Origin of the sequence: Flavobacterium jumunjinense (assembly GCF_021650975.2) — a bacterium.
GTDB classification, from domain to species: Bacteria; Bacteroidota; Bacteroidia; order Flavobacteriales; family Flavobacteriaceae; genus Flavobacterium; species Flavobacterium jumunjinense.
This window is the reverse complement of sequence record NZ_CP091285.1, coordinates 2873417-2894567: the sequence shown is the minus strand read 5'-3', so window position 1 is coordinate 2894567 and position 21151 is coordinate 2873417. Positions and strand designations below refer to the sequence as shown.

Genomic DNA, 21151 nt, shown 5'->3' with positions numbered 1-21151 from the left:
TATAATCATCTTCAACCAAAAAGGAAGAAGTAAAAGTTCGTTGTATCGGGAGTTTCTGAAGTGTCTAGAATTAAAAAAGCCCGAATCTAAATAGCTTCGGGCTTTGTCATATATTCTAAAATGAATTGTCTATGAGTGAAATAAGCCACGAAGAAAAGCTGCACCAGAATCTACTGATGGGTTGCTTTGGAAGTATGAATTGTATAATGTCATTTTTTCTTCGTTTTTATTGGGTTATTATTACATTGCAAATTTTTGTAATTATTTTTGACAATTCCAAATTTATTTTAAAAAAAGTTTTAAAATAAATCAAAAACAAAAAACAATTAGCTTAAATTCAGTACATTATATATTATTTATTCACAATCAAAAATGTATTAATTAGGCATAATTTGTATTAAAAAAACTTATATAAGAATTAGAAATGCATTTTTGGATCTCAAAAATGAAACAAAAAGTAAATTAAAGTGATTATATTTTTTTAAATAATAGAGGTTAAGTGTATGTTAAAGCGTTTACTTAGTTCTTCAAATTTAACTATTTTTACGAAAAATTTTAACCTATGCCAACCGACTGTATCAGCTATCAAAATTCAGGATATTTTTCTAAATTAATGATCGATTATTTAAATGAAAAAGAAGAACTAAAACAGCTATACAATCATTTTCCAAAACTGGAAAACTTTCCTTCTCAAATTTTAGAAAAACAGACTACTTTTCCGTTAGAAAACAGAAACGTATTAGTTGCTGCTTTAGAGAAACAATACGAAAAATTTAAAATTTCCGACAAAACATCTTTCAATATTGGAAAATTAAAAGACGAAAAGACTTTTACAATTACAACAGGGCATCAATTAAACTTGTTTACCGGGCCCTTGTATTTTTTATATAAAATTATTTCTACTATTAATTTGTGTAAACAATTAAAAAAGGAATATCCTGAGTACAATTTTGTTCCTATGTATTGGATGGCGACTGAAGATCATGACTTTGAAGAAATTAATTATTTCAATCTCAATGGAAAAAAAATCCAATGGAAAAAAGACAGTTTTGGACCTGTTGGGCGATTGTCTACAGAAGGTTTGGAAATTGTTTTTGAAGAATTTTCGAAAGCCATTGGAATTAGTGATAATGCAAAAAACTTAAAAGAACTATTTAAAAAAGCCTATTTAGAACATGATTCGTTAACAGATGCTACTCGTTTTTTAGCGAACGAATTGTTTATGGAAGAAGGTTTGGTTATTATTGATGGGGATGACAAAAGTTTGAAACAACTTTTCATTCCTTATATAAAGGAAGAATTACTACATCAAACTTCGAGTGAAGAAGTTTTAAAAACCAATGTACATTTAGCCGATTATAAAATTCAGGTAAACCCAAGGGAGATTAATTTGTTTTATATTGAAGATGATTTGAGAGAAAGAATCATCTTCGAAAACAACCAATACAGTGTATTGAATACCAAACTACTGTTTAGCGAATCCGAAATGCTTAATGAATTAGAAAATCATCCTGAAAAATTTAGTCCGAATGTGATTTTACGTCCTTTGTATCAGGAAGTGATTTTACCTAATTTATGCTATATTGGTGGTGGTGGAGAATTGGCATATTGGTTGGAATTGCAATCTAATTTTGAAGCGAATAAAATTACTTTTCCAATGCTTTTATTACGTAATTCGGTTTTGTTAGCTACAGAAAAACAAGCTCAAAAAGCTGATAAATTAGATTTGAATTGGGCTGATTTATTTAGTACTCAAAATGACTTATTAACGAATAAAACCAAAGCATTATCTCAATTTGATATCGATTTTTCTAAGCAAAAAGAACATTTACAACAACAGTTTATTGGTTTAAGAGCAATGGCAAAACAAACCGACAAATCATTTATAGGAGCTGTAGAAGCGCAAGAGAAAAAGCAATTAAAAGGCTTAGAAAATTTAGAAAAACGTTTACTAAAAGCTGAGAAAAGAGTGTTAGCTGAAAAACTAGACCGAATGACAGCTTTGCAAAATGAGTTGTTCCCTGGGAAAAGCTTACAAGAACGTAAAATTAATTTTGCTGTGTTTTATGCTGCATTTGGACCAAAATTAATTGAGAAGCTTTTGGAAGAATTACAACCTTTGGGACAGGAATTTACTGTGGTGGTTTTGTGATTTTATTTTAACTGAATTGTACTACTTTATAAACAAGTTTTCTTAAGAAATTATAAAAGATGAAAATAGCGAAAACTAGAAGAATCATTAACTCAAAAAATGTATTTATTATATCGCTGCTAGTTATTGTCATAACCATTTTAAGTGTTTGGTTTTATGGCATTGGTAAACATAAAACAGTGATTGAAAATTCATTGATATCAACCTCGATTCTATCTATTGCTTTTTTCCTTTTTATTACTATTAGTTTGTACAATGGAACTAAATTAAAAGATACTATTGGGAAGATTACTGATAAAATGACTACTAAAAAAACAGCTTTTTTAAAAGATATAACTCTTTCTGATTTTAGTGGTTTAGATGTTGCTGATGGAATTGTTGGAATCCTTTTGAGTATCGTTTTATGGATTATTGTAACTTTTGTTCTTAGCTATCTGTTTTTTGCTTTGGGAACAATCATTTGGTTTTCCATTTTGTTGTTTTTGGCTATGTTGTATTGGCTATTTTTCAGAGCATTGAGATTGATTTTCAAAAAATCTGCTGAATGTAGCGGGAATTTTGAAAGAAGTATTTTTTACGGATTTACCTACACCCTTTTATACAATTTTTGGATATACGGCATTATTTTGTTAACTAAATTTTACTAGAATAAATTAAACTGTATACTTTTTTAGAAATTGAAAACTTTGGAACAGGAGTTTAATGTGGTGGATTTGTGATTTTTTGTTTTTGAAAATTATTTTTTTTTTTATGAAGTCATAAATGAATCATAAATTTTCTCTATTTAAAATTATTTTTTAATAAAATTTTACTATATATTTGAAAATAAAATTTACATATATGATTTTTGAATTTAAAAATATTACAATTGAAGAAACAAAGTTTACAATTAAATATCTTACATCTGTTGAGGATTATCAATTAAAAAATAGCAATAATCGAATTGCAATTGGTGTGTTTTATTATCCTGATAAATTTATGTCAATGACTAGTGCGGAAATGACAATCCATAAATATTCATTGCTTCTGAGAAAAGAGATAGATATTATTATTGAGCAACATAACAATTTCTATAATACATTTGTAGCAAAAGATAATTTCTCTAAGATTTCAACACAAGCTGGATTTTTTGCAATAAATACTAGTGCAACTTTATATTTGGAACAGAAAATAAATTGATTCTTTTATCTTCGTAATTTCACAACATGAAACAACAACTCTCACCACTCATAACCGCAACCGAACTCCTAACTTTACACCAAACGGCATCTATCATCTTAATAGATGCAAGTAATGGTAAAAATGCATATGACAACTATTTAGAAAGTCATTTTCAAGGTGCTCTGTTTGTCGATTTGAATACGCAATTGACAGACATCAAAGAAGACCTTGCTGTTGGAGGTCGTCATCCTTTGCCCACTTTAGAACAATTTTCAAAAGTACTTTCCAGTTTAGGGATTACTCCTGAAAGTCATGTTGTGGTTTATGATGATAAAAATGGAGCGAATGCAGCGGCTCGTTTTTGGTGGATGATGAAAGCAGTTGGTCATGAAAAAGTACAGGTTTTAAATGGTGGAAAAACTACTGCTGAAGCAATTGGTTTTCCATTGGCGAAAGGAATTGAAAACGCGGAAAAAGTGGGACTTTATCCTGTAACGAATTGGCTATTACCTCAAGTTATAACAGACGAAGTAGAAAAAGCAACTATAAATCCTGATGCTATTATTATTGATGTTAGAGAAACGGCTCGTTACAAAGGTCATGTAGAACCTTTGGATTTAATTGCAGGTCATATTCCGAATGCTGTGAATGTTCCTTTTTCGAGTAATTTGGATGAAAATGGTTTGTTTTTGACTCCTTCCCTATTAAAAGAAAAATACGAAACGGTTTTTCAAGATATTCCTGTCGAAAATCGTATTGTGCATTGCGGTTCTGGAGTTACAGCTTGTCATACACTTTTAGCAATTGCCAGTGCTGGTTTGGAAATTCCAAACTTGTATGTGGGTTCGTGGAGTGAATGGTCGAGAAATAGTAAAGATGTTGTAACGGATGAATAAGATTTTATGAATAAAGAAATACAACTAACTGATCTAAATAAATTATTGCAAGTTAAATCAACTATTGCAATGGAATGTTTACATTCCATTCAAAATGAAACTATTTTATTTAATGCTGGTATTAAAAAAGACAAAGTTGAACTTACTAGTCTATATAAATTAAGATTAGACATTGCTAAGGATAATAGTAAATTCCAAAAAAATGAAATTGCTTCTTGGGAAACTGCCATTACAATTTTAGAAGCTTCAAAATCAGTAGCATTATTTTTAAGTAGGATAACATCTGAAAGAAAAACCTATTTTATATTTTCTGACACTACTACTAAAAAATTAGAGGCTATTTACTTTTTAAACAATAGCAATTCTATCGAAGAACAAGAAAGAAATTATGATCAAATAATTGAAAAAGGATATAGTGTAAGTACAATAAAATATGATAAAGGAGAAGAAATTAGATGCTGGTAAATTAACAAAAAAATAAAAAAGCTGTAGCAGTTCTTATAATAAATAAAAATTGCTACAACTTTTGTAGCAAAATCTATTTTTTGAAAAAGTGCTACAGATTAAACTATAGAAAGCTAATCGCGCTCTAATGACTACTAAATATTTTCTTTATATTTGAGTTTAGGGAAGAAAATATTTAGTTGACATTATAATCTAAAAACCATGAAAGAAAAATATACTGCGGATGACATAAAATCTTTAGATGGAGGATCTCATGTAAGAATGAGACCTGAAATGTATTTTGAAAAATGTTATACTGAACAATCGCTCAACTCGATTGTATTTGAAGTACTTTGTCATGCTTTTGATGAATATTTAGATGGTAATTGTACAGAAATAAAACTGAGTTTTAGTAATGATTCTTTTATTGTGGAATATAATACAGGAATATCTCTTAAAAACAGTAAAAACGAAGACACTACATATGCCGAAATAATCATGACTAAAATTATGGCTTGTTCCAATTTAAAAAAACATTTGGCAGTTGGAGAAGAATTTTGCAATTTAGGTTTAGCCACAATCAATTTCGCATCTGAATACTGCGAACTTACTACGGTTTCTGAAAATAAAAAAGGGATTTTTCAGTTTAAAAAAGGAGTACTAAAAACAAAAAAAATAGAACTTTTTGAAAGTGAAACCACTTGGACAAAAATTCATATTAAACCAGATCCTTCTTTGTTTAAAGGTTTGCACTTCACTTCTGATGGAATTCACTCAAAAGCAGAAGAAATTAAAACCAAAATGGACAAGCTCGATTTTTTAATTGAAGATATTACTAAATAAAAAATGCAAAACATAACTTTATTAATGACTATTTTAAAAAACATAATTTTCTTTCTTTTCTTTTCAATGACAAGTTTTTCTCAAAACATTTTTAAATATGAAAAAGAAATTGATTCCGTTGGAAATTATATTTCTACAGTGATTAATATCAATAACACTACTAAAAAAATAGTCCTTTCTGGAACATTAATACAACCAAAAAATGATTTTGATAAAATAGTAATTATAGTTCCAGGAAGCGGTAAAGACACAAGACATTCGCATTTCAAATTGGCAACAACCTTATTAAAAAAAGGAATAGCAGTTTATCGATTTGATGAAAGAGGTATTGGAGAATCAGGAGGTGAATATTCTGAATCTGCTAAAGATATGTCAGAAGATTTAAACTTTGTTTTTAAGTATTTAAAGGAAACTAATAAAAACATCAAAATTGGTATAATAGGTCATAGCCTAGGGGGAATTGCAACTTTAGAGATTATTCAAAATGAATCTATTCCAGATTTCATCATTTTAATTGAAACTCCAGTATTAAAAAATGGCGATTTTGTTATGAACCAAATACAAATGGATTATGAGCAAAAAATTCCTAAAATCATGAGAAATGGTAAATCTAAAGAAGAAACTTTATTGTTTTTAGAAGGTTTTTTTAAAATCATTTCAAAAGACTCCATTTTAGATAAAAATGAATTTAAAAAATATATTAAAGAAAAAGGATTTAATAAAAATTGTATTATAATTATTCAGGATGTTGCATTGGTTGAATTGCTAACTACAGATTTAGAAAATGTCTTAGAGAGAATAGCAATTCCAGTACTTTATTTAACAGGAACAAAAGATAAAATTATAAACCACCAGAAAGAAATCGATTTACTTAGAAAATTAAATAATCAAAATATTGAGGTTCATATTTTTGAAGGTCTCAATCATTGGTTAACTGATAAAAACGCTAAAGTTGGAGATTCTTTATATGATATGGATGAAAGTGTACTAAATAAAATTACAAACTGGTTATTAAAGTTTTAATTATATGCATTAAAAAAGCCTGATTTGAATCAGGCAATTTTATATAAAACATTATGCTTTTATAGCTCTACATCTTCTTGAATGGTAAACTCTGCTTCTGTTTCTTCTAGCTCCAAAGGATCATCCATAACCACAATTGCTGGTTTTGAAGCCTTAATTGCATTGAATTTTTCTAAAGCAGCAATATCTCCTTCTTCTCCACTAAAATAAGGAAAAACATCCATAATTGGTGATTCCGAAATAGCTGGAATAGTATAATCTCCCATGGTGTTTTTCATGGCATGTGTTGTATTGTCAAAAGCTTCTTTTACATCATTGGCTTGTACTAATAAATACATGCTTGTTTTACGTTCTTTACCACTTTCTTCATCGTAGGCAATTAATGAAACTTTCGATTTAAACCAACGATCAGAATTTTCAAAAGGATGAATTTCTGCATAGTTAGCCACTTTTATATTGGTAATTTTAAATTCTTCACTAACATAGGCAGACATTTCTTCGTTAATTCTTTTTTCTGCTTCTGTATAGGATAAGGCATCTACTAAATAAGGTTCTGTTGTAACTTTTTGTACTCCATTATCATCTACTTTTCTATATTTTACTTTACATTCATACCAAGTTGCACTCATATCTTTTTATTTTTTTAAAGGACGTCAAAGATAGATTTTAAAGAAAAATAAATGTAATAATTCTTAAAATAGATATTCACAATTTTAATTCGCTTTCATTTCATTTTCAAAAAGGACTGATTTTCAACACATAGCACATTCCAAAAAAATTATAGGTTTACTCTTTTTTTTTTATTTCTTTGACTTATATTTAATTGCGCTATTTTACAGCAAAAATTATGGAAGCAACAAAGTATCTATTTCTATTCATCTTTCTTTTTTTATCAATCATTTATGGATTCTATGTTTTAATAAGAAGTAAAATTGAAAAAAATAAAACGTTAGTCTACTTTGGTATTTCTTTCATTGTATTACCGCTACTTGTTGGTCTTTTTATAGTATATCCCAACTTTTTAACCAAAGAACCTACATTGGAAAATCTCTTTGGAACGTATTGCATAGCAACTGCTGAAAATGACATTCCAAATAGTGAATTTCAGCACTATACATTAACTTTAAAAAGTGATGAAACATTTGAAATGACACCTACTCCAGGCATTTCTCTTTGCGAAAAAGGAAATTTCGATTTTGAGAAAGATCTAATTACTTTTCAATGTGGTGTAGGTTGGTCTCCTGCTACTGTTAAAAGAAAGTATTTTGACTTTGAAATCGTTTTTTATGATGGTGATAAAGAAATTTGCTTTAAGAAAAACGATTGAACAAACAGTTTTAAAAAAAATAAAAAGCTATATATCATCAAAATATTTTAAAACATTAAGCTATTTAGAAAAATAAGTTTTCCCTTATAAAATATAAAAACCACCTTTCTCTTATTAACTTCTATTGCAAAAATAAAATGGAAAGTCTAATTTTGATGAAAGAAATAAATTTCATAAGTCGTATTAGTAATAAAAGTAAAATAACAACATATACAAACCAATAATTCCTAATTTAAATGATTAAAAAAAGTATAAGTATATTTCTCCTTTTACTACTAAATATTAGTTGTACATCAAAAGAAACTATAGCTCAACGAGAAACTTGGAAAACAAAAAACTACATCAATACTGTTCAAATCCTTCTTACCAATTTCTATGAATTTAAACAAGCTAGTGGCAGTGGAGCCAGTTCTTTTTTAATCAAAGCTAAAGGAGATACTTTACTGTGCACTGCAAAACATTTATTAGGAGAAGCTATGGGTATTGATCCTGAAATTAAAACCAATGCTTTCAATACTTCTTTAAAATACTGGAAAGCTTTTCCTAGAGATCCTAAATTATCTACTGATACCATTACTGGAAAACAATTGGTTACGGAAGAAATTAATGAGATTGATATTATTTTGCAAAAATGCAAAATGGGTACAAAGAATAACATTATTGCTTTGTCTCCTCGGTTTACAAAAGCTACTACAGGAGAAACATTTGAAATTATTGGTTGTGAATATTCCGATTTCAAATGCCACCAACGCGTTTTTTATGCCACTTATGATTCTTATGAAGACGGACAACTGTATGTAAAATCAAAAAGTAATTTTGATGCAACTGGATTTAGCGGAGCTCCTGTTATTGACAAAAATGGTTTGGTAATAGGCATACTAACTGGTGGTGGGGAATTTGAAGATGATTTATACTTGGTCATAGAACCACTAACAAAAATAGAGTCTTATTTAAAATAGTAATTTACAGAATGTATAATTTTTTAAAATTGAATGGAACAAAAACATTTTTATTACTTGCATCCATTTTACTTTCTTCCTTTATTAATTATGATTCAAGCATAATAAACGAATCCTATTTCGAAGGACAAATAACTTATGACATTGAATACACATCCTATAGCGAAAAATTCCAATCAGAAAAAATCAAGGAATTTGTTGGTTCAAAAATGATATTAACTTTTAAAGATGGTAATTATAAAAAAGAATACTTCTCGCCAAGTGGTACATTACTACAAAAAAGAATATTAAATTTGAAAGACAGAAAAAGCTATTTAAAAACTTCAGATACTGACACTATTTTTTGGGTAGATATTACAAAAAATGACTCAAAGACAACATTTGAAGTACTAAATGACACTATTATACTAAAACATCCATGCACCGTTATCAAAACTAAAACAATTGTGTCTGGAAAAAACTTCAAGGAAAAATCAATTGAAGTAGAAGGTTTATTTAGTTATGCAAAAGATTTACCCATTAATCCAATTTGGTATAATGAATATATGGAAAGTGATTTTAAAGAAATATCAAAATTTGGTAAAGGAATAGCGATTTTAACTATAAACAAAGGAATGTTTTGGGAACAAAGAATTATAGCAACAGCTATTGAAAAAAGAAAAGTAAAAAAGACTGAATTAGATATCAACTTAAAAAATGTTCCTTTAAAAGAATTATAGAAGAGTTCCTATTTACACTTAATCCTAGTATAGATTTACCGCTCATTTTATATCACTATTTTACCACAGGTTAAATTACTAATCACTACTAACTATTCACTATTTTTTAGCAAATCAACAACAAACGATATTCACCCTCGTTTTCCACGGGAGCTCTGTGAATACAAGGCAACACTTGCTGTTCCGGATGATCTACAGCCAAGCGACAAAGATGTCCTACTCCTAAAGCGATAGGTCTCGCATTAGGTTGCGCTTCATAATGCAAATCAAAATAATTTTCACTTAAAAAATTTTCAAATTCATCCGCTGGGCCATCATATAAATGGTTGAGTTTTTCTCGAATTTCAGGAATTAGAATTTTTTGATGCGCTTCCGCATTAGAAATGATATCACTTGATGCTCCATAATAGGTACACAAAAAAGTATCTGTAGCAATGGGCGAACGATCAACATGATACGAATACACATCAGTAGATATGAAATCAAATTCATCATCTCGCTCATAACATTTCAGTAAATTAAGCGTTGGAGAAGCTCCAAAATCAGTTAATAATCGAAAATCATTTAAAATAATAGCTCTTGCTGTATTCCCATTTTCTGATAGTTGGAGTGCCAATAGGTCTTTAGGATGAACTACCGTTATATCTTCTTTTAATTGCAATTGAGCAACAATTTCTTTAAAGTCACCATCCAAGTTTCTGTACCAGCATAAGGCATTCCTGTCGCCTTTAAAATCTGTATTTACGAGTTCCTCGAAACTCGATACCATTCCAATTTGACTGCTTTTAGAAAATGTATTACTCATAGTATGTGATTTGGAAGCTTAATTACGTAATGCACTACAAAATTATGGAATTGAATGGAGTTTTAGCATTTTAACGTTATAAACTTTAAACTACTATTTTAATGAAACTTAAATGACTTAATCTGTTTAAAAATAATAATTGAATTTCATAATTTTGTATCTTTGATAAAAAGCTAATTATAATGAATTTAGAAGCTAGAAAAATAGAATTTGTTCAAGAATTTTTAAAACTTCAAAGTGTAGAAGCTATTTCTCGTTTAGAGAAACTATTACAAAATGAGAGAAAAAATTCAAATGAACAATTATTTCAGCCAATGACAGAAGAAGAATTAAACAATAGAATTGATCAATCTGAAGCTGACTTTAAAAATAATCGTTTTGAAACTAGTGAGTCTCTTTTAGCCAAATATAAATAATGATTTTTCATGTTATTTGGTCTGAGTTTGCGACAAAGCAGCTAGACGTAATTTATGAATATTACGAAAAAAAAGCTAGTTCCACTATCGCTAAAAAACTGATAAAAGGGATTATCAATGCACCTAAAAAGTTGCTACTAACTCCAGAAATTGGACAAGAAGAATCCTTACTAAAACAAAGAAGCGTTCACTATCGCTATTTGGTTTTCAAAAACTATAAAATCATATATTCTATTGATAACGAAAAAGGATTTATAAAAATCGCTGATGTTTTCGATACAAGACAAAATCCCCTTAAAATTAAACGTAACTCTTAATGAAGGTAATGTTTAATAGTTCAAAAAAACTAATACAATATAATTATTTTCAATAATTACGTTTTCCCGTAAAAAATACAAAAATCTTCTTTCTATTTTTACCAAATAAGCACCTCAAAAACTAAAACTACGTATAAATACGTACATAAAACCATGAAAAATACGTATTTATACGTATTGTGGAAGTTGATTGGAAAGGTTAGATTTGAGAAAAAAACTATTAATAAACCAGAAATAACAGTATATCATAAAGTTAGAACAAATTAAAAAACATATGGAAAAAGCATTAACAGTAGATGAAGCATTTGAAAACTTCTCATTACTAAAATCTGAGTTTGACAAGTTTATACAAGAAGACATAAATGAATCTGATACTCGTTCAAAACTAATTGATAATATACTATTTAAAATTCTTGGCTGGAATGAAACTGATGTTACAAGAGAGGGAAAAGTTGACTCAGGTTATTTTGATTATAAAGTTTCCATTTCTGGCTTTCATTTCATGATTGAGGCTAAAAGAAACTTTAAAGATTTTGTTATTCCTAAAAATCATAAGACTTTAAAAGTCAAAAGTTTTTTAAAGGAAAATGAAGATGTTATTACTCAAATTAGAAATTATGCTGGAGATTTTGGTGTTAATTACGGAATAATAACAAACGGAAAACAGTTTATAATTTTAAGACTTTACAATTCAGATGGTACTTTATGGAAGGACAACACATGTGTTGTATTCAATGGAATAGAAGATATCGAAAATCGTTTTGTGGAATTTTACGAAATTTTATCTAAATTTTCAATAATTAATAACGGTGGATTTATTTATGACCTTCCTAGTAACTTAACCCCAAGTTTTTCAATATTTTCAAAAATCCCTCAAAAAGAAAAAGAATTAATAAGAAACCCCTTAAGTTCCAAAATTACACCTATTATTAATAGTGTTTTTGGAGAAATGTTTAGTACTGAAACGGAAAGTAATGAACACTTTATTGAAAAATGTTTTGTAGAAAATAAAGAGACTAAAAAGAACAGGGATGATATTGAACGTCTTTTTTCTGACGTTGCTCCTAAATTATCAAATGTAATACCAGCAATTAATACATCTAATATTAAAAAACAGATTAGTGATGAAATAAATACTGACGAAATAAATTCAAATAATTTAGTACCACCAAAACCAATAATTATTATTGGATCGAAAGGAGCTGGAAAATCTACTTTTATTAATCATCTTTTTAAATTCAAAACAAAAGAAAATGATTTAAATAATCATTTAACCACTTATTTAGACTTAAGAGATTATTTTAATACGAATAATTATTTTGATGCTAATTTAATTTGCAAAAGTATACTCGAAAATATATATGAAAAATACGAAGATATTGATTTGCATTCACTGAAGACTTTGAAAAGAATTTACTTAAAAGAGATAAAGAGAAATGATAAAGGAATATGGCTTTTTGATAAAGAAAACAATGAAATTTCTTATCAGCAAAAAATAGCTGTTTTTTTAACTGAAAGACAAAACAATCATGTAAATCATTTAGAAAGTATAAGTAAATATTTCATTCGTGATAGAAGGAAGCGTTTAATAATAATAATTGATAATGCTGACCAATTTAAAGATGAAGTTCAAGAACAAGTATTCTTATTTGCCCACTCCTTAGCTAAAACAAGTCTTTGTGGAACTGTAATAAGCCTTAGAGAGGGGTATTATTATAAATGGCGGTTTTCTCCACCATTTGATGCTTATGAAAGTAATGTATATCATATTACAGCACCAAAATACTCCGAAGTACTTCAAAAAAGGCTTGATTATACCTTAGAAAATTTAAATGTTGAGGATGTTGAAATTGAAGCACAAAATGCTCTAGGTCATAAAGTAAAGATAAATAACCAAGCTGTAATCGAGTTTTTGACAAGTTTAAAAAGTTCTGTATTCTCGTCTGACAACAATGAGATAATTGATTTTTTAAATAAAACTACATATCCTAATATCAGAGAAGGATTAAGGATTTTTAAATTATTTCTAACTTCAGGTCATACAAAAGTAGAAGATTACATTATAAGAGAAAGGTTTAGAAAGGGAGGGGAAACTCACAGTCCAATACCTTTTCACGAATTTATAAAATCAATTGGTTTAATAAATAAACATTATTATAATTCAAAAAATAGTACTATTCATAATATTTTATCATTTAATGAAAACTCAAGTGATCATTTTTTAAATTTTTATATCCTTAAAGAATTAGTAAAGCTTTATGAAAATGAAGGAAACACAAATCGTTTTATTTCAATAAATACTTTTTATGATTTATTCTCTACATTTGGTTATTCAATTAAAACTTTGAGATCTGCAATTCTTGAATTAATCAATATATCATTAATTGATACAGATGAAATCTTAACAGATATTGACAAAAAAGATATACCAGACGAATTAAACATAACTATAACATTAAAAGGACATTATTATATTACAGAATTATGCACTCGTTTCCACTACTATGATTTAATTTTTCAAGACACTCCTATTTTTGATAAAAAGATATTTTCCAAAATATACTCAAAATTCCCTTTATCAAATGAAGAAGGGAAAAGAAACTTAATCGGACGCGTTGAATTTGTAAAGTTATTTATGGAATATATTGAAGAATGTGAAGATAAACAATCTAATAGATTAAAATCATACTTTGGAAGTTTTAAAGAGCATATTGAACCAAATTTAATAAAGGATATTAACAAAATTGAAAAAAAAACAAACACAAAATTAAAACTAGAAAATATTAATACATCTTTAAAGAGTATATTTTCAACCAAAAAAAATCCCAATCTTTCGATTGGGATTTCTATTTCTATTTACTCAAGTACATTTTACGTCTTGAATATAATTCATAAAACTGATCGTCTTTTAAATCGTCAATAAACAAGATGCTTTCTCCAGTCGATTTCATTTCTGGCCCTAAGGCTTTGTTTACGTTTTTGAACTTACTAAAAGAGAAAACTGGTTGCTTGATTGCATATCCTTTTAATTGTGGGTTAAAAGTAAAGTCGGTTACTTTGTTGTGGCCTAACATTACTTTCGTAGCATAATTTACATAAGGTTCGCCATACGCTTTAGCAATAAATGGAACCGTACGAGAAGCTCTCGGGTTGGCTTCAATGATATATACTGTATCGTCTTTAATTGCAAACTGGATATTGATTAATCCAACTGTTTTAAGAGCGCGTGCAATTTTATGTGTATGCTCTTTGATTTGGTGCATTACAAACTCACCTAAATTAAAGGGTGGCAATGTTGCATTACTATCTCCTGAGTGTACACCACAAGGCTCAATGTGCTCCATGATACCTATTATGTATACATTTCCATCCGCATCGCAAATTGCATCTGCTTCAGCTTCGATAGCACCATCTAAATAATGATCTAATAATAATTTATTTCCAGGAATCGATTTTAATAAATCAATTACATGTTCTTCTAGTTCTTTCTTGTTAATTACAATTTTCATTCCTTGTCCACCTAATACATAAGAAGGACGAACGAGTAAAGGAAAATCTAAAGTATCTGCTAAAATTGAAGCTTCTTCTGCACTTTCTGCAATTCCAAATTGTGGAAATGGAATTCCTAAATCGGTTAACAAATCAGAGAAACGTCCTCTATCTTCTGCTAAATCTAAAGCATCAAAAGAAGTTCCTAAAATTTTGATTCCATATTTCGATAATTTCTCAGCTAATTTCAAAGCGGTTTGTCCACCTAACTGTACAATTACTCCTTCTGGTTTTTCATGACGAATAATGTCATAAATATGTTCCCAGAAAACAGGCTCAAAATATAATTTATCCGCTGTATCAAAATCGGTAGAAACCGTTTCTGGATTACAGTTAATCATAATGGTTTCATAGCCACATTCTTTTGCTGCTAAAACACCATGCACACAAGAATAATCAAATTCAATTCCTTGTCCAATTCTATTAGGTCCAGAACCAAGAACAATTACTTTCTTTTTATCGGTTACAATACTTTCGTTATGCACGTATCTTGTTCCGTCAGCTTTTTCAATTTCTGCTTCAAAAGTGGAGTAATAATAAGGTGTTTGTGCTTTAAATTCTGCCGCACAAGTATCTACTAACTTATAAACTCTGTTTATTTTTTGCGTTTCTCTTAAGTTATAAACTTGACTTTCCAAACAGCCCATCATGTGTGCAATTTGTCTGTCTCCATAACCTTTTTGTTTTGCTTCAAGCAATAATTCTCTTGGAAGTGTATCTACTTTAAAGTTAGAAATTTCTCTTTCTAAGGCATATAATTCTTCATATTGTTTCAAGAACCACATGTCTATTTTAGTAATTTCATGAATTCTACTCAATGGAATTCCCATTGCAATAGCATCATAAATTACAAAAACCCTATCCCAACTTGCATTGGTTAATTTTTCGATAATTTGATCGTAATTTTTATATCCTTTTCCATCTGCACCTAAACCATTACGTTTAATTTCTAATGACTGTGTTGCTTTATGTAGTGCCTCTTGGAACGAACGTCCAATTCCCATTACTTCCCCAACCGATTTCATTTGAAGCCCTAATGTTCTATCTGCACCTTCAAATTTATCGAAGTTCCAACGTGGTATTTTCACAATTACATAATCTAAAGTTGGTTCGAAAAGAGCCGAAGTTGATTTTGTAATTTGATTTTGTAATTCATCAAGGTTATATCCTAAAGCTAATTTAGTTGCAATTTTTGCAATTGGATACCCCGTTGCTTTTGAAGCTAAGGCAGACGAACGAGACACACGTGGATTAATTTCAATCGCAACAATATCTTCTTGATCATCTGGAGAAACTGCAAACTGAACGTTACAACCTCCTGCGAAATTTCCTATGGCACGCATCATCAATATTGCAAGATCACGCATTTTCTGGTAGGTAACATCCGATAATGTCATTGCAGGTGCAACAGTAATACTATCTCCTGTATGAATTCCCATAGGATCCATATTCTCAATAGTACATATAATAACTACGTTGTCGTTTTTATCTCTTAATAATTCTAATTCATATTCTTTCCAACCTAAAAGTGCTTTATCAATAAGTACTTCGTGAATTGGTGACATCTCTAAACCGTACGATAGTTTTTCGTCAAATTCTTCTGCTGTATGTACAAAAGCAGCTCCAGTTCCTCCTAAAGTAAACGAAGGGCGAATTACTAATGGAAAACCAAATTCTTGCGCAATTTCTTTTCCTTTTAAGAATGAATTAGCCGTTTTTGCAGGTGCAGCACCTACTCCTAATTTTTCTAAAAGCTGTTTGAATTGCTCTCTATCTTCTGTAATATTAATAGCATTAACATCAACACCAATCATTTTCACATTAAAATCACTCCAAATTCCTTTCTCATCTGCTTCCAAACAAAGATTTAGGGCAGTTTGTCCACCCATTGTAGGAAGAACAGCATCTATTTGAGGATGTTCTTTTAATATTTCTATCAGTGATTTTGTAGTAAGCGGTTTTAAATATACATGATCGGCCATTGTTGGATCTGTCATGATAGTTGCAGGATTAGAGTTGATAAGTATAACTTCTATACCTTCTTCTCTTAGTGAACGAGCAGATTGAGAACCTGCATAATCAAATTCACAGGCTTGACCAATAACGATTGGACCTGAACCTATAATTAAAACCGATTTAATTGAATTGTCTTTTGGCATTTTATATAAGTAGTTGTGATTGTTGTAGTTATATCTTCAAAAATAGTCTCTTTGTTTCAATTTTAAAACTTAAAGAGCTAAAACTTACTGAATTCTGTAAAAAAGTTTAAAAAAAAGCCGCTACTAATAAAAGTAACGGCTTAATTATGATTAAAAACTAATCATTATTTTTTATGTCTTGGTTCGCAAGAAACAGTCAATTTGTGTCTTCCTTTAGCTCTTCTACGTGCAAGGACTTTTCTTCCATTCGGAGAAGACATTCTGTCCATAAATCCGTGCTTATTTCTTCTTTTTCTTTTCGATGGTTGAAACGTTCTTTTGCTCATTACTTGTATTTTTAAAAATCTATAATTTAAATCGCTTTTTTTATCTCTTGGTTATCGTCTCCTGAAAACCGAGTGCAAATATACAAAGTCTTTTTTCAATTACAAGTACTTTTTTAAAAATATTTTTAATTGATTTTATTACCTTTGCAACACTTAAAAAAATAATTATGTTCAACAAAAATATTAAGTTAGGTTTAGTCGGTTTAATTGTTGCTTTTGCAATATATCAATTTACAGAGAATAATATTGGTAATGGTATCTTTTTATTATTATTTTCTACTATTTTCATTTTCTTATACTTTAAAAACGAAATGATTTTGTTAGCTTTTTTAAAGTTAAGAAAACAAGATATGGATGGAGCTAAAAAATGGTTAGACAAAATTGCTAATCCAGAAACAGCTTTAATTAGAAAACAACAAGGTTACTATAATTACTTAAATGGTATAATGGTTTCTCAAACAGATTTAAAATCTGCTGAAAAATATTTCAAAAAAGCAATTGAATTAGGTTTGTCGATGGATCAAGATTTAGCCTTAGCAAAATTGCAGTTAGCTGGAATTGCTATGACTAGAAGAAGAAAGATTGAAGCAAACAAATTATTAACCGAAGCTAAGAAACTAGACAAGCACGGAATGCTTAAAGATCAGATAAAAATGATGAAAGATCAAATGAAAAAGATCTAATTCACTTAAAATCAATACTTAAAATATAGTTTTTACTTAATTTCAACGATTAAGATTCACCTCTCGTCGAGTATATTTTTTTTTCTATTATTTTGTTTTTAAATTTAAATAGAACTAAAAAACATATTTTATGAGAAAAAATTACTTCTACTTAGGTTTTGTTCTTTTAGTTTGCCAATTAACAATTGCAAACGATTCTATTGTACTTTTTTCTGAGGCTGCCAAAGTCAATTTAAAAGAATACATAAGAAAGAGCAATATTGCATATCAAGAAAAAGAGTATGCTAAAGGTGAAAAACTCTTTAGTGAGTTGGTTGAACAGAAATTGATTGGTACTCAATTTGATGATTTTATATTTAAAAAAATAAACAGAGGCAAGTTTAAATTTGCAAACATAAAGCTTCCCGTAATTTTATTAACGTATGCCTCTTGGTGTGTTTTTGAAAAAGGAGAGATTCCTGCAATAAACAAATTAGCTCAAGATTACAAAAACAAAGCACAAATTGTTATTGTTTTTTGGGACACTAAGAAGAATCTAAAAAAGATTAAACATAAGTTTGATAGAAACGTCACTGTCTGTTATGCCAGTGAAGAGTATACAGAAGATTCCAAAGCCATTTTATTACTAAAAAAAGGCATGGGTTACCCAATGCAATATCACTTAGATTCTAACAAAGAAATTGTAGCTATTAAAAAACACATTGCAAAGCCCAATTTTGAGCATAACATTAACGAATCGTTTACAAACAATTATAATGAATATAATTCTGATTTAAATGATTTATTATTAATTGATAGCACAAACAAGAATACCTTTGTTAGTAAGTAGGCAAATTCTTAAAACAAAGGTCAAAAAAGCCCGAATTTACTCAAAATTCGGGCTTTTTATTTTTCAATTTATCTTATCTTATTTTGTCAACAACATTTTACCAGCTATTATTAAAAGTATAACACCAAAAACTTTCTTTAGCATTTTTTGATCTAATGAAATAGCAATCTTACTCCCTATTACACCTCCAACCACAAAAAAAACGGCAATAACTGCTGCATATCTCCAATCTAGATGTCCTTCTTTATGATACGTATAAGCAGCAAGTAATGTTACTGGAACTGCTAAAACTGCTAAACTTGTTCCCTGTGCTTGATGTTGATTTAATCCTAAAAAAAGAATCAACAAAGGTACCATTATAACACCACCACCTACTCCTACTAATCCACTCAACAAACCAGCTAATATACCAATTAGTACGAGGGATAAAATTGTCTGTATTGTCATCTTTTTCATTATTTTGAATATCCAGCTGTTGGGATTTCAATTTCATATTTCTTACCTGATTTATTTGGTAATCTTTTATCTCTTAACCATTGGTTATGAATTTTTAATATTTTATAATTAATTCCTTGCGTAATTGCAAAATCAGCTAAATCATTAATCGTTGTATCTACTTCGATTTTCTTAACAGGGACTTCACTATACAAAGCATGTTTTGGAATATCAAAATTATATTTTTTAGGATTTTTCATAATCTCCTTCAATGCTAAAATTCTATAAACATAACGAGCAGTTTCCTCTGTTAACAAAACATCATAATAGCTATTCACTTTTTGAGAATCTAATTGACGAGAAACACCCGCCATTCCTCCATTATAGGAAGCTGCAGCCAAAGTCCAATTACCAAACTTCGCATAAGCATCTTTTAAATAATCGCAAGCGGCTTCTGTTGATTTTTCTAAATGATAACGTTCGTCTACATAATCATTAACTTCTAATCCTTTTTCTTTTGCAGTAGCTGGCATAAATTGCCAAACACCTCTTGCCCCTGCTGGTGAAACAGCATTCACAAGACTGCTTTCAATTACTGCTAAGTATTTAAAATCATCTGGAATTCCGTTTTTTGCTAAAATTGGTTCAATTATTGGAAAAACTTTGTTTGCTCTCTTTATAACCAAAGTAGTATTGGTATGATAGTTCATGTTTGTTACCATTTCTCTATCTAATCGTTCTTCTACATCTGCCATATAGGTAGGAACTTCCTCGTTTGCAAAATTCATTTCTTGAGGATAATCTACATGCACTGTCTCATTCTTCTTTTCTGTTGCTGTTTCTGTAGTAGTTTTTGTAGTTGCATGAATAAAAAATGCACTCGTTACAACCACTAAGGCTATCAAAACAACTCTTTTTAAAATTCCGTTCTTCATACTATTAGTTCTTTTAGTTATTTAAAATAATTTTAGGCAAATTCTCATTAATCCATTTGTACTTATTAATGATCATTATATGTGTTCCTCCTTTAATTTGAATTGCATTTTTGATGTTTTGTATCGGGAAAACCTCATCTGCATCACCATGAATATGCACTACTTTATCAGAAGGACTCGTTCTAGACCATAAAACTACGTTTTCTATCGCCCAATCCAAATATTTTTTATCTCTAACGCTTAAATATTTTTCATAGAGTTTTAATCTGCTCGAAATGATGTTCTCACCAAAAGCATATTTTACAAGTGTTTCAACGTTTGCCAACAAACTAGTTGGTATCAATTTATATGCCAACGTTTTCTTTGCAATTTTCATTCTTGTTGGCATTTCAAGATTCGTTTTTACACTTGATATAATAATGGTTTTCCGTGTTGAAATTAGTTCTGCTATTTCTTGTACTAATATTCCACCAAAGGAAACTCCAACCAAAACCGGATTCTCGTGCTTAATGTTTTTGGTCATTCGTAATGCATATTCGCTCAACGACTCTTTGTCTTCTGGAATAAACCATTCTAAAAAATGGACTTCAAATTCTTCGGGTAATTTTATATTTTCAAAAATCACTGGACTTGCTGCTAAGCCCGGCATGAAATATACTGGTATTTTGGACATTTTATTTTAAAATTGAAGATAATAATTTTGCATAAAAATACTGTAATTCTTTTATTTTGCGTTTTTCTTTTACATTTTTTTAAACAAATTAACAAAAAGTTAAAGTTCTTTGAAACTGCAATCTAATATATTATATTTGTTGATGTTTGTGTTTTTAAAAAACTTCACATTACAATTTAATTCAAAGCATTAACCAATGGAAATTAAAGATAATGAATTGCTTCGACAATTTGAAATTACTACAGATTCTGGACTAGTATCAATTGAATATTCTTTACAAGAAAGAAAATTATTTCTAACAAAATTTTGTGAGAATGAAAATGAAGATGAAGAATTACAAGACAATTTTATTAGAAATGTTTTAGCTCTAGCAGAAGAAAGAAAATTAAAGGTTGTTCCAACTCATATTAAACTTATTAAGTTTTTTAGGAAGAATAGGAAATACCAAGAAATGCTTCCTCCTGGTATTAAGATATAAAAAAAACGTCTCTAACGAGACG

Annotated in this window: 23 protein-coding genes; 16 read left to right on the top strand and 7 right to left on the bottom strand. The window is 29.0% G+C overall.

Going from position 1 to position 21151, the window contains the following annotated elements; genetic code table 11:
• The first annotated feature begins 562 nt into the window (after positions 1-562).
• The 7 genes from bshC (at position 563) to L2Z92_RS12960 (ending at position 6519) form a co-directional block, all read left to right on the top strand.
• Positions 563-2152 carry a bacillithiol biosynthesis cysteine-adding enzyme BshC gene (bshC, locus tag L2Z92_RS12990; protein ID WP_236454053.1) on the top strand — a complete coding sequence of 530 codons (1590 nt, stop codon included), beginning with the start codon at positions 563-565 and terminating at the stop codon, positions 2150-2152.
• A 59-nt stretch (positions 2153-2211) separates the two neighbouring features.
• Positions 2212-2799 carry a hypothetical protein gene (locus tag L2Z92_RS12985; protein WP_236454050.1) on the top strand — a complete coding sequence of 196 codons (588 nt, stop codon included), beginning with the start codon at positions 2212-2214 and terminating at the stop codon, positions 2797-2799.
• 193 nt (positions 2800-2992) lie between these two features.
• A complete protein-coding gene (locus tag L2Z92_RS12980; RefSeq protein WP_236454049.1) occupies positions 2993-3331 on the top strand; it encodes a hypothetical protein in 339 nt (112 codons plus the stop codon).
• Between the two features lie 26 nt (positions 3332-3357).
• Complete coding sequence (locus tag L2Z92_RS12975) at positions 3358-4209, top strand: sulfurtransferase (RefSeq protein WP_236454046.1); 852 nt, start codon at positions 3358-3360, stop codon at positions 4207-4209.
• Between the two features lie 6 nt (positions 4210-4215).
• On the top strand, positions 4216-4674 hold the full coding sequence (locus tag L2Z92_RS12970) for a hypothetical protein (RefSeq protein WP_236454043.1): 459 nt from the start codon (positions 4216-4218) through the stop codon (positions 4672-4674).
• Between the two features lie 201 nt (positions 4675-4875).
• Positions 4876-5496 carry a DNA topoisomerase subunit B gene (locus L2Z92_RS12965; RefSeq protein ID WP_236454040.1) on the top strand — a complete coding sequence of 207 codons (621 nt, stop codon included), beginning with the start codon at positions 4876-4878 and terminating at the stop codon, positions 5494-5496.
• Positions 5497-5499: 3 nt separating this feature from the next.
• A complete protein-coding gene (locus tag L2Z92_RS12960; RefSeq protein WP_236454037.1) occupies positions 5500-6519 on the top strand; it encodes an alpha/beta fold hydrolase in 1020 nt (339 codons plus the stop codon).
• A 59-nt stretch (positions 6520-6578) separates the two neighbouring features.
• Here L2Z92_RS12960 and L2Z92_RS12955 read toward each other — a convergent pair whose 3' ends face one another.
• On the bottom strand, positions 6579-7148 hold the full coding sequence (locus tag L2Z92_RS12955; RefSeq protein ID WP_236454034.1) for a DUF4494 domain-containing protein: 570 nt from the start codon (positions 7146-7148) through the stop codon (positions 6579-6581).
• 218 nt (positions 7149-7366) lie between these two features.
• On the opposite strand from L2Z92_RS12955, the gene L2Z92_RS12950 reads away from it, so the two are divergent.
• The 3 genes from L2Z92_RS12950 (at position 7367) to L2Z92_RS12940 (ending at position 9524) form a co-directional block, all read left to right on the top strand.
• Positions 7367-7846 (top strand): hypothetical protein, encoded by a 480-nt coding sequence (locus L2Z92_RS12950; RefSeq protein WP_236454033.1) that lies wholly within the window; start codon positions 7367-7369, stop codon positions 7844-7846.
• Positions 7847-8082: 236 nt separating this feature from the next.
• The gene (locus L2Z92_RS12945) at positions 8083-8805 is read left to right on the top strand and encodes a CBS domain-containing protein (RefSeq protein WP_236454030.1); all 723 of its coding nucleotides are present in this window, start codon (positions 8083-8085) and stop codon (positions 8803-8805) included.
• Between the two features lie 11 nt (positions 8806-8816).
• Complete coding sequence (locus L2Z92_RS12940) at positions 8817-9524, top strand: hypothetical protein (protein WP_236454027.1); 708 nt, start codon at positions 8817-8819, stop codon at positions 9522-9524.
• A 106-nt stretch (positions 9525-9630) separates the two neighbouring features.
• Here L2Z92_RS12940 and L2Z92_RS12935 read toward each other — a convergent pair whose 3' ends face one another.
• On the bottom strand, positions 9631-10329 hold the full coding sequence (locus L2Z92_RS12935) for a DUF1826 domain-containing protein (RefSeq protein ID WP_236454024.1): 699 nt from the start codon (positions 10327-10329) through the stop codon (positions 9631-9633).
• Positions 10330-10511: 182 nt separating this feature from the next.
• Here L2Z92_RS12935 and L2Z92_RS12930 point away from each other — a divergent pair, with 182 nt between their 5' ends.
• The 3 genes from L2Z92_RS12930 to L2Z92_RS12920 all read left to right on the top strand — a co-directional run bounded on the left by L2Z92_RS12930 (position 10512) and on the right by L2Z92_RS12920 (position 13985).
• Positions 10512-10745, top strand: coding sequence for a hypothetical protein (locus L2Z92_RS12930; RefSeq protein WP_236454021.1), 234 nt, complete (start codon positions 10512-10514; stop codon positions 10743-10745).
• Positions 10745-11062, top strand: a complete 318-nt coding sequence (locus tag L2Z92_RS12925; protein WP_236453997.1) for a type II toxin-antitoxin system RelE/ParE family toxin — start codon at positions 10745-10747, stop codon at positions 11060-11062. Before L2Z92_RS12930 ends, L2Z92_RS12925 begins: the two co-directional genes overlap by 1 nt.
• Before the next feature lie 274 nt (positions 11063-11336).
• The gene (locus L2Z92_RS12920) at positions 11337-13985 is read left to right on the top strand and encodes a hypothetical protein (RefSeq protein WP_236453994.1); all 2649 of its coding nucleotides are present in this window, start codon (positions 11337-11339) and stop codon (positions 13983-13985) included.
• Here L2Z92_RS12920 and carB read toward each other — a convergent pair.
• Together carB and rpmH are read right to left on the bottom strand one after the other, a co-directional pair.
• Positions 13915-16770 (bottom strand): carbamoyl-phosphate synthase large subunit, encoded by a 2856-nt coding sequence (gene carB / locus L2Z92_RS12915; protein ID WP_236453991.1) that lies wholly within the window; start codon positions 16768-16770, stop codon positions 13915-13917. The two genes, L2Z92_RS12920 and carB, sit on opposite strands and share 71 nt — an antisense overlap.
• Positions 16771-16934: 164 nt before the next feature.
• Positions 16935-17096 (bottom strand): 50S ribosomal protein L34, encoded by a 162-nt coding sequence (gene rpmH / locus L2Z92_RS12910; RefSeq protein WP_091315350.1) that lies wholly within the window; start codon positions 17094-17096, stop codon positions 16935-16937.
• Between the two features lie 167 nt (positions 17097-17263).
• On the opposite strand from rpmH, the gene L2Z92_RS12905 reads away from it, so the two are divergent.
• Positions 17264-17779: a DUF2892 domain-containing protein gene (locus L2Z92_RS12905; protein ID WP_236453975.1), complete on the top strand. Its 516-nt coding sequence runs from the start codon at positions 17264-17266 to the stop codon at positions 17777-17779.
• A gap of 130 nt (positions 17780-17909) precedes the next feature.
• Positions 17910-18608, top strand: a complete 699-nt coding sequence (locus L2Z92_RS12900) for a TlpA family protein disulfide reductase (protein WP_236453972.1) — start codon at positions 17910-17912, stop codon at positions 18606-18608.
• Between the two features lie 78 nt (positions 18609-18686).
• Here L2Z92_RS12900 and L2Z92_RS12895 read toward each other — a convergent pair whose 3' ends face one another.
• Genes L2Z92_RS12895 through L2Z92_RS12885 form a run of 3 tightly spaced genes read right to left on the bottom strand, consistent with a single transcriptional unit; the run spans position 18687 to position 20651 of the window.
• Positions 18687-19055, bottom strand: a complete 369-nt coding sequence (locus L2Z92_RS12895; protein ID WP_236453969.1) for a sulfite exporter TauE/SafE family protein — start codon at positions 19053-19055, stop codon at positions 18687-18689.
• An 8-nt stretch (positions 19056-19063) separates the two neighbouring features.
• Positions 19064-19978: a lytic transglycosylase domain-containing protein gene (locus L2Z92_RS12890; protein WP_236453966.1), complete on the bottom strand. Its 915-nt coding sequence runs from the start codon at positions 19976-19978 to the stop codon at positions 19064-19066.
• 13 nt (positions 19979-19991) lie between these two features.
• Positions 19992-20651, bottom strand: coding sequence for an alpha/beta hydrolase (locus L2Z92_RS12885; protein WP_236453963.1), 660 nt, complete (start codon positions 20649-20651; stop codon positions 19992-19994).
• Between the two features lie 196 nt (positions 20652-20847).
• On the opposite strand from L2Z92_RS12885, the gene L2Z92_RS12880 reads away from it, so the two are divergent.
• Positions 20848-21129 (top strand): GNAT family N-acetyltransferase, encoded by a 282-nt coding sequence (locus L2Z92_RS12880; protein WP_236453959.1) that lies wholly within the window; start codon positions 20848-20850, stop codon positions 21127-21129.
• The last annotated feature ends 22 nt before the right edge of the window (positions 21130-21151 follow it).

What these genes read in the sequence shown, in the direction of transcription:
- bshC (WP_236454053.1), top strand. Translation starts at nt 563, where the DNA reads ATGCCAACCGACTGTATCAGCTATCAAAATTCAGGATATTTTTCTAAA.
- L2Z92_RS12985 (WP_236454050.1), top strand. Translation starts at nt 2,212, where the DNA reads ATGAAAATAGCGAAAACTAGAAGAATCATTAACTCAAAAAATGTATTT.
- L2Z92_RS12980 (WP_236454049.1), top strand. Translation starts at nt 2,993, where the DNA reads ATGATTTTTGAATTTAAAAATATTACAATTGAAGAAACAAAGTTTACA.
- L2Z92_RS12975 (WP_236454046.1), top strand. Translation starts at nt 3,358, where the DNA reads ATGAAACAACAACTCTCACCACTCATAACCGCAACCGAACTCCTAACT.
- L2Z92_RS12970 (WP_236454043.1), top strand. Translation starts at nt 4,216, where the DNA reads ATGAATAAAGAAATACAACTAACTGATCTAAATAAATTATTGCAAGTT.
- L2Z92_RS12965 (WP_236454040.1), top strand. Translation starts at nt 4,876, where the DNA reads ATGAAAGAAAAATATACTGCGGATGACATAAAATCTTTAGATGGAGGA.
- L2Z92_RS12960 (WP_236454037.1), top strand. Translation starts at nt 5,500, where the DNA reads ATGCAAAACATAACTTTATTAATGACTATTTTAAAAAACATAATTTTC.
- L2Z92_RS12955 (WP_236454034.1), bottom strand. Translation starts at nt 7,148, where the DNA reads ATGAGTGCAACTTGGTATGAATGTAAAGTAAAATATAGAAAAGTAGAT.
- L2Z92_RS12950 (WP_236454033.1), top strand. Translation starts at nt 7,367, where the DNA reads ATGGAAGCAACAAAGTATCTATTTCTATTCATCTTTCTTTTTTTATCA.
- L2Z92_RS12945 (WP_236454030.1), top strand. Translation starts at nt 8,083, where the DNA reads ATGATTAAAAAAAGTATAAGTATATTTCTCCTTTTACTACTAAATATT.
- L2Z92_RS12940 (WP_236454027.1), top strand. Translation starts at nt 8,817, where the DNA reads ATGTATAATTTTTTAAAATTGAATGGAACAAAAACATTTTTATTACTT.
- L2Z92_RS12935 (WP_236454024.1), bottom strand. Translation starts at nt 10,329, where the DNA reads ATGAGTAATACATTTTCTAAAAGCAGTCAAATTGGAATGGTATCGAGT.
- L2Z92_RS12930 (WP_236454021.1), top strand. Translation starts at nt 10,512, where the DNA reads ATGAATTTAGAAGCTAGAAAAATAGAATTTGTTCAAGAATTTTTAAAA.
- L2Z92_RS12925 (WP_236453997.1), top strand. Translation starts at nt 10,745, where the DNA reads ATGATTTTTCATGTTATTTGGTCTGAGTTTGCGACAAAGCAGCTAGAC.
- L2Z92_RS12920 (WP_236453994.1), top strand. Translation starts at nt 11,337, where the DNA reads ATGGAAAAAGCATTAACAGTAGATGAAGCATTTGAAAACTTCTCATTA.
- carB (WP_236453991.1), bottom strand. Translation starts at nt 16,770, where the DNA reads ATGCCAAAAGACAATTCAATTAAATCGGTTTTAATTATAGGTTCAGGT.
- rpmH (WP_091315350.1), bottom strand. Translation starts at nt 17,096, where the DNA reads ATGAGCAAAAGAACGTTTCAACCATCGAAAAGAAAAAGAAGAAATAAG.
- L2Z92_RS12905 (WP_236453975.1), top strand. Translation starts at nt 17,264, where the DNA reads ATGTTCAACAAAAATATTAAGTTAGGTTTAGTCGGTTTAATTGTTGCT.
- L2Z92_RS12900 (WP_236453972.1), top strand. Translation starts at nt 17,910, where the DNA reads ATGAGAAAAAATTACTTCTACTTAGGTTTTGTTCTTTTAGTTTGCCAA.
- L2Z92_RS12895 (WP_236453969.1), bottom strand. Translation starts at nt 19,055, where the DNA reads ATGACAATACAGACAATTTTATCCCTCGTACTAATTGGTATATTAGCT.
- L2Z92_RS12890 (WP_236453966.1), bottom strand. Translation starts at nt 19,978, where the DNA reads ATGAAGAACGGAATTTTAAAAAGAGTTGTTTTGATAGCCTTAGTGGTT.
- L2Z92_RS12885 (WP_236453963.1), bottom strand. Translation starts at nt 20,651, where the DNA reads ATGTCCAAAATACCAGTATATTTCATGCCGGGCTTAGCAGCAAGTCCA.
- L2Z92_RS12880 (WP_236453959.1), top strand. Translation starts at nt 20,848, where the DNA reads ATGGAAATTAAAGATAATGAATTGCTTCGACAATTTGAAATTACTACA.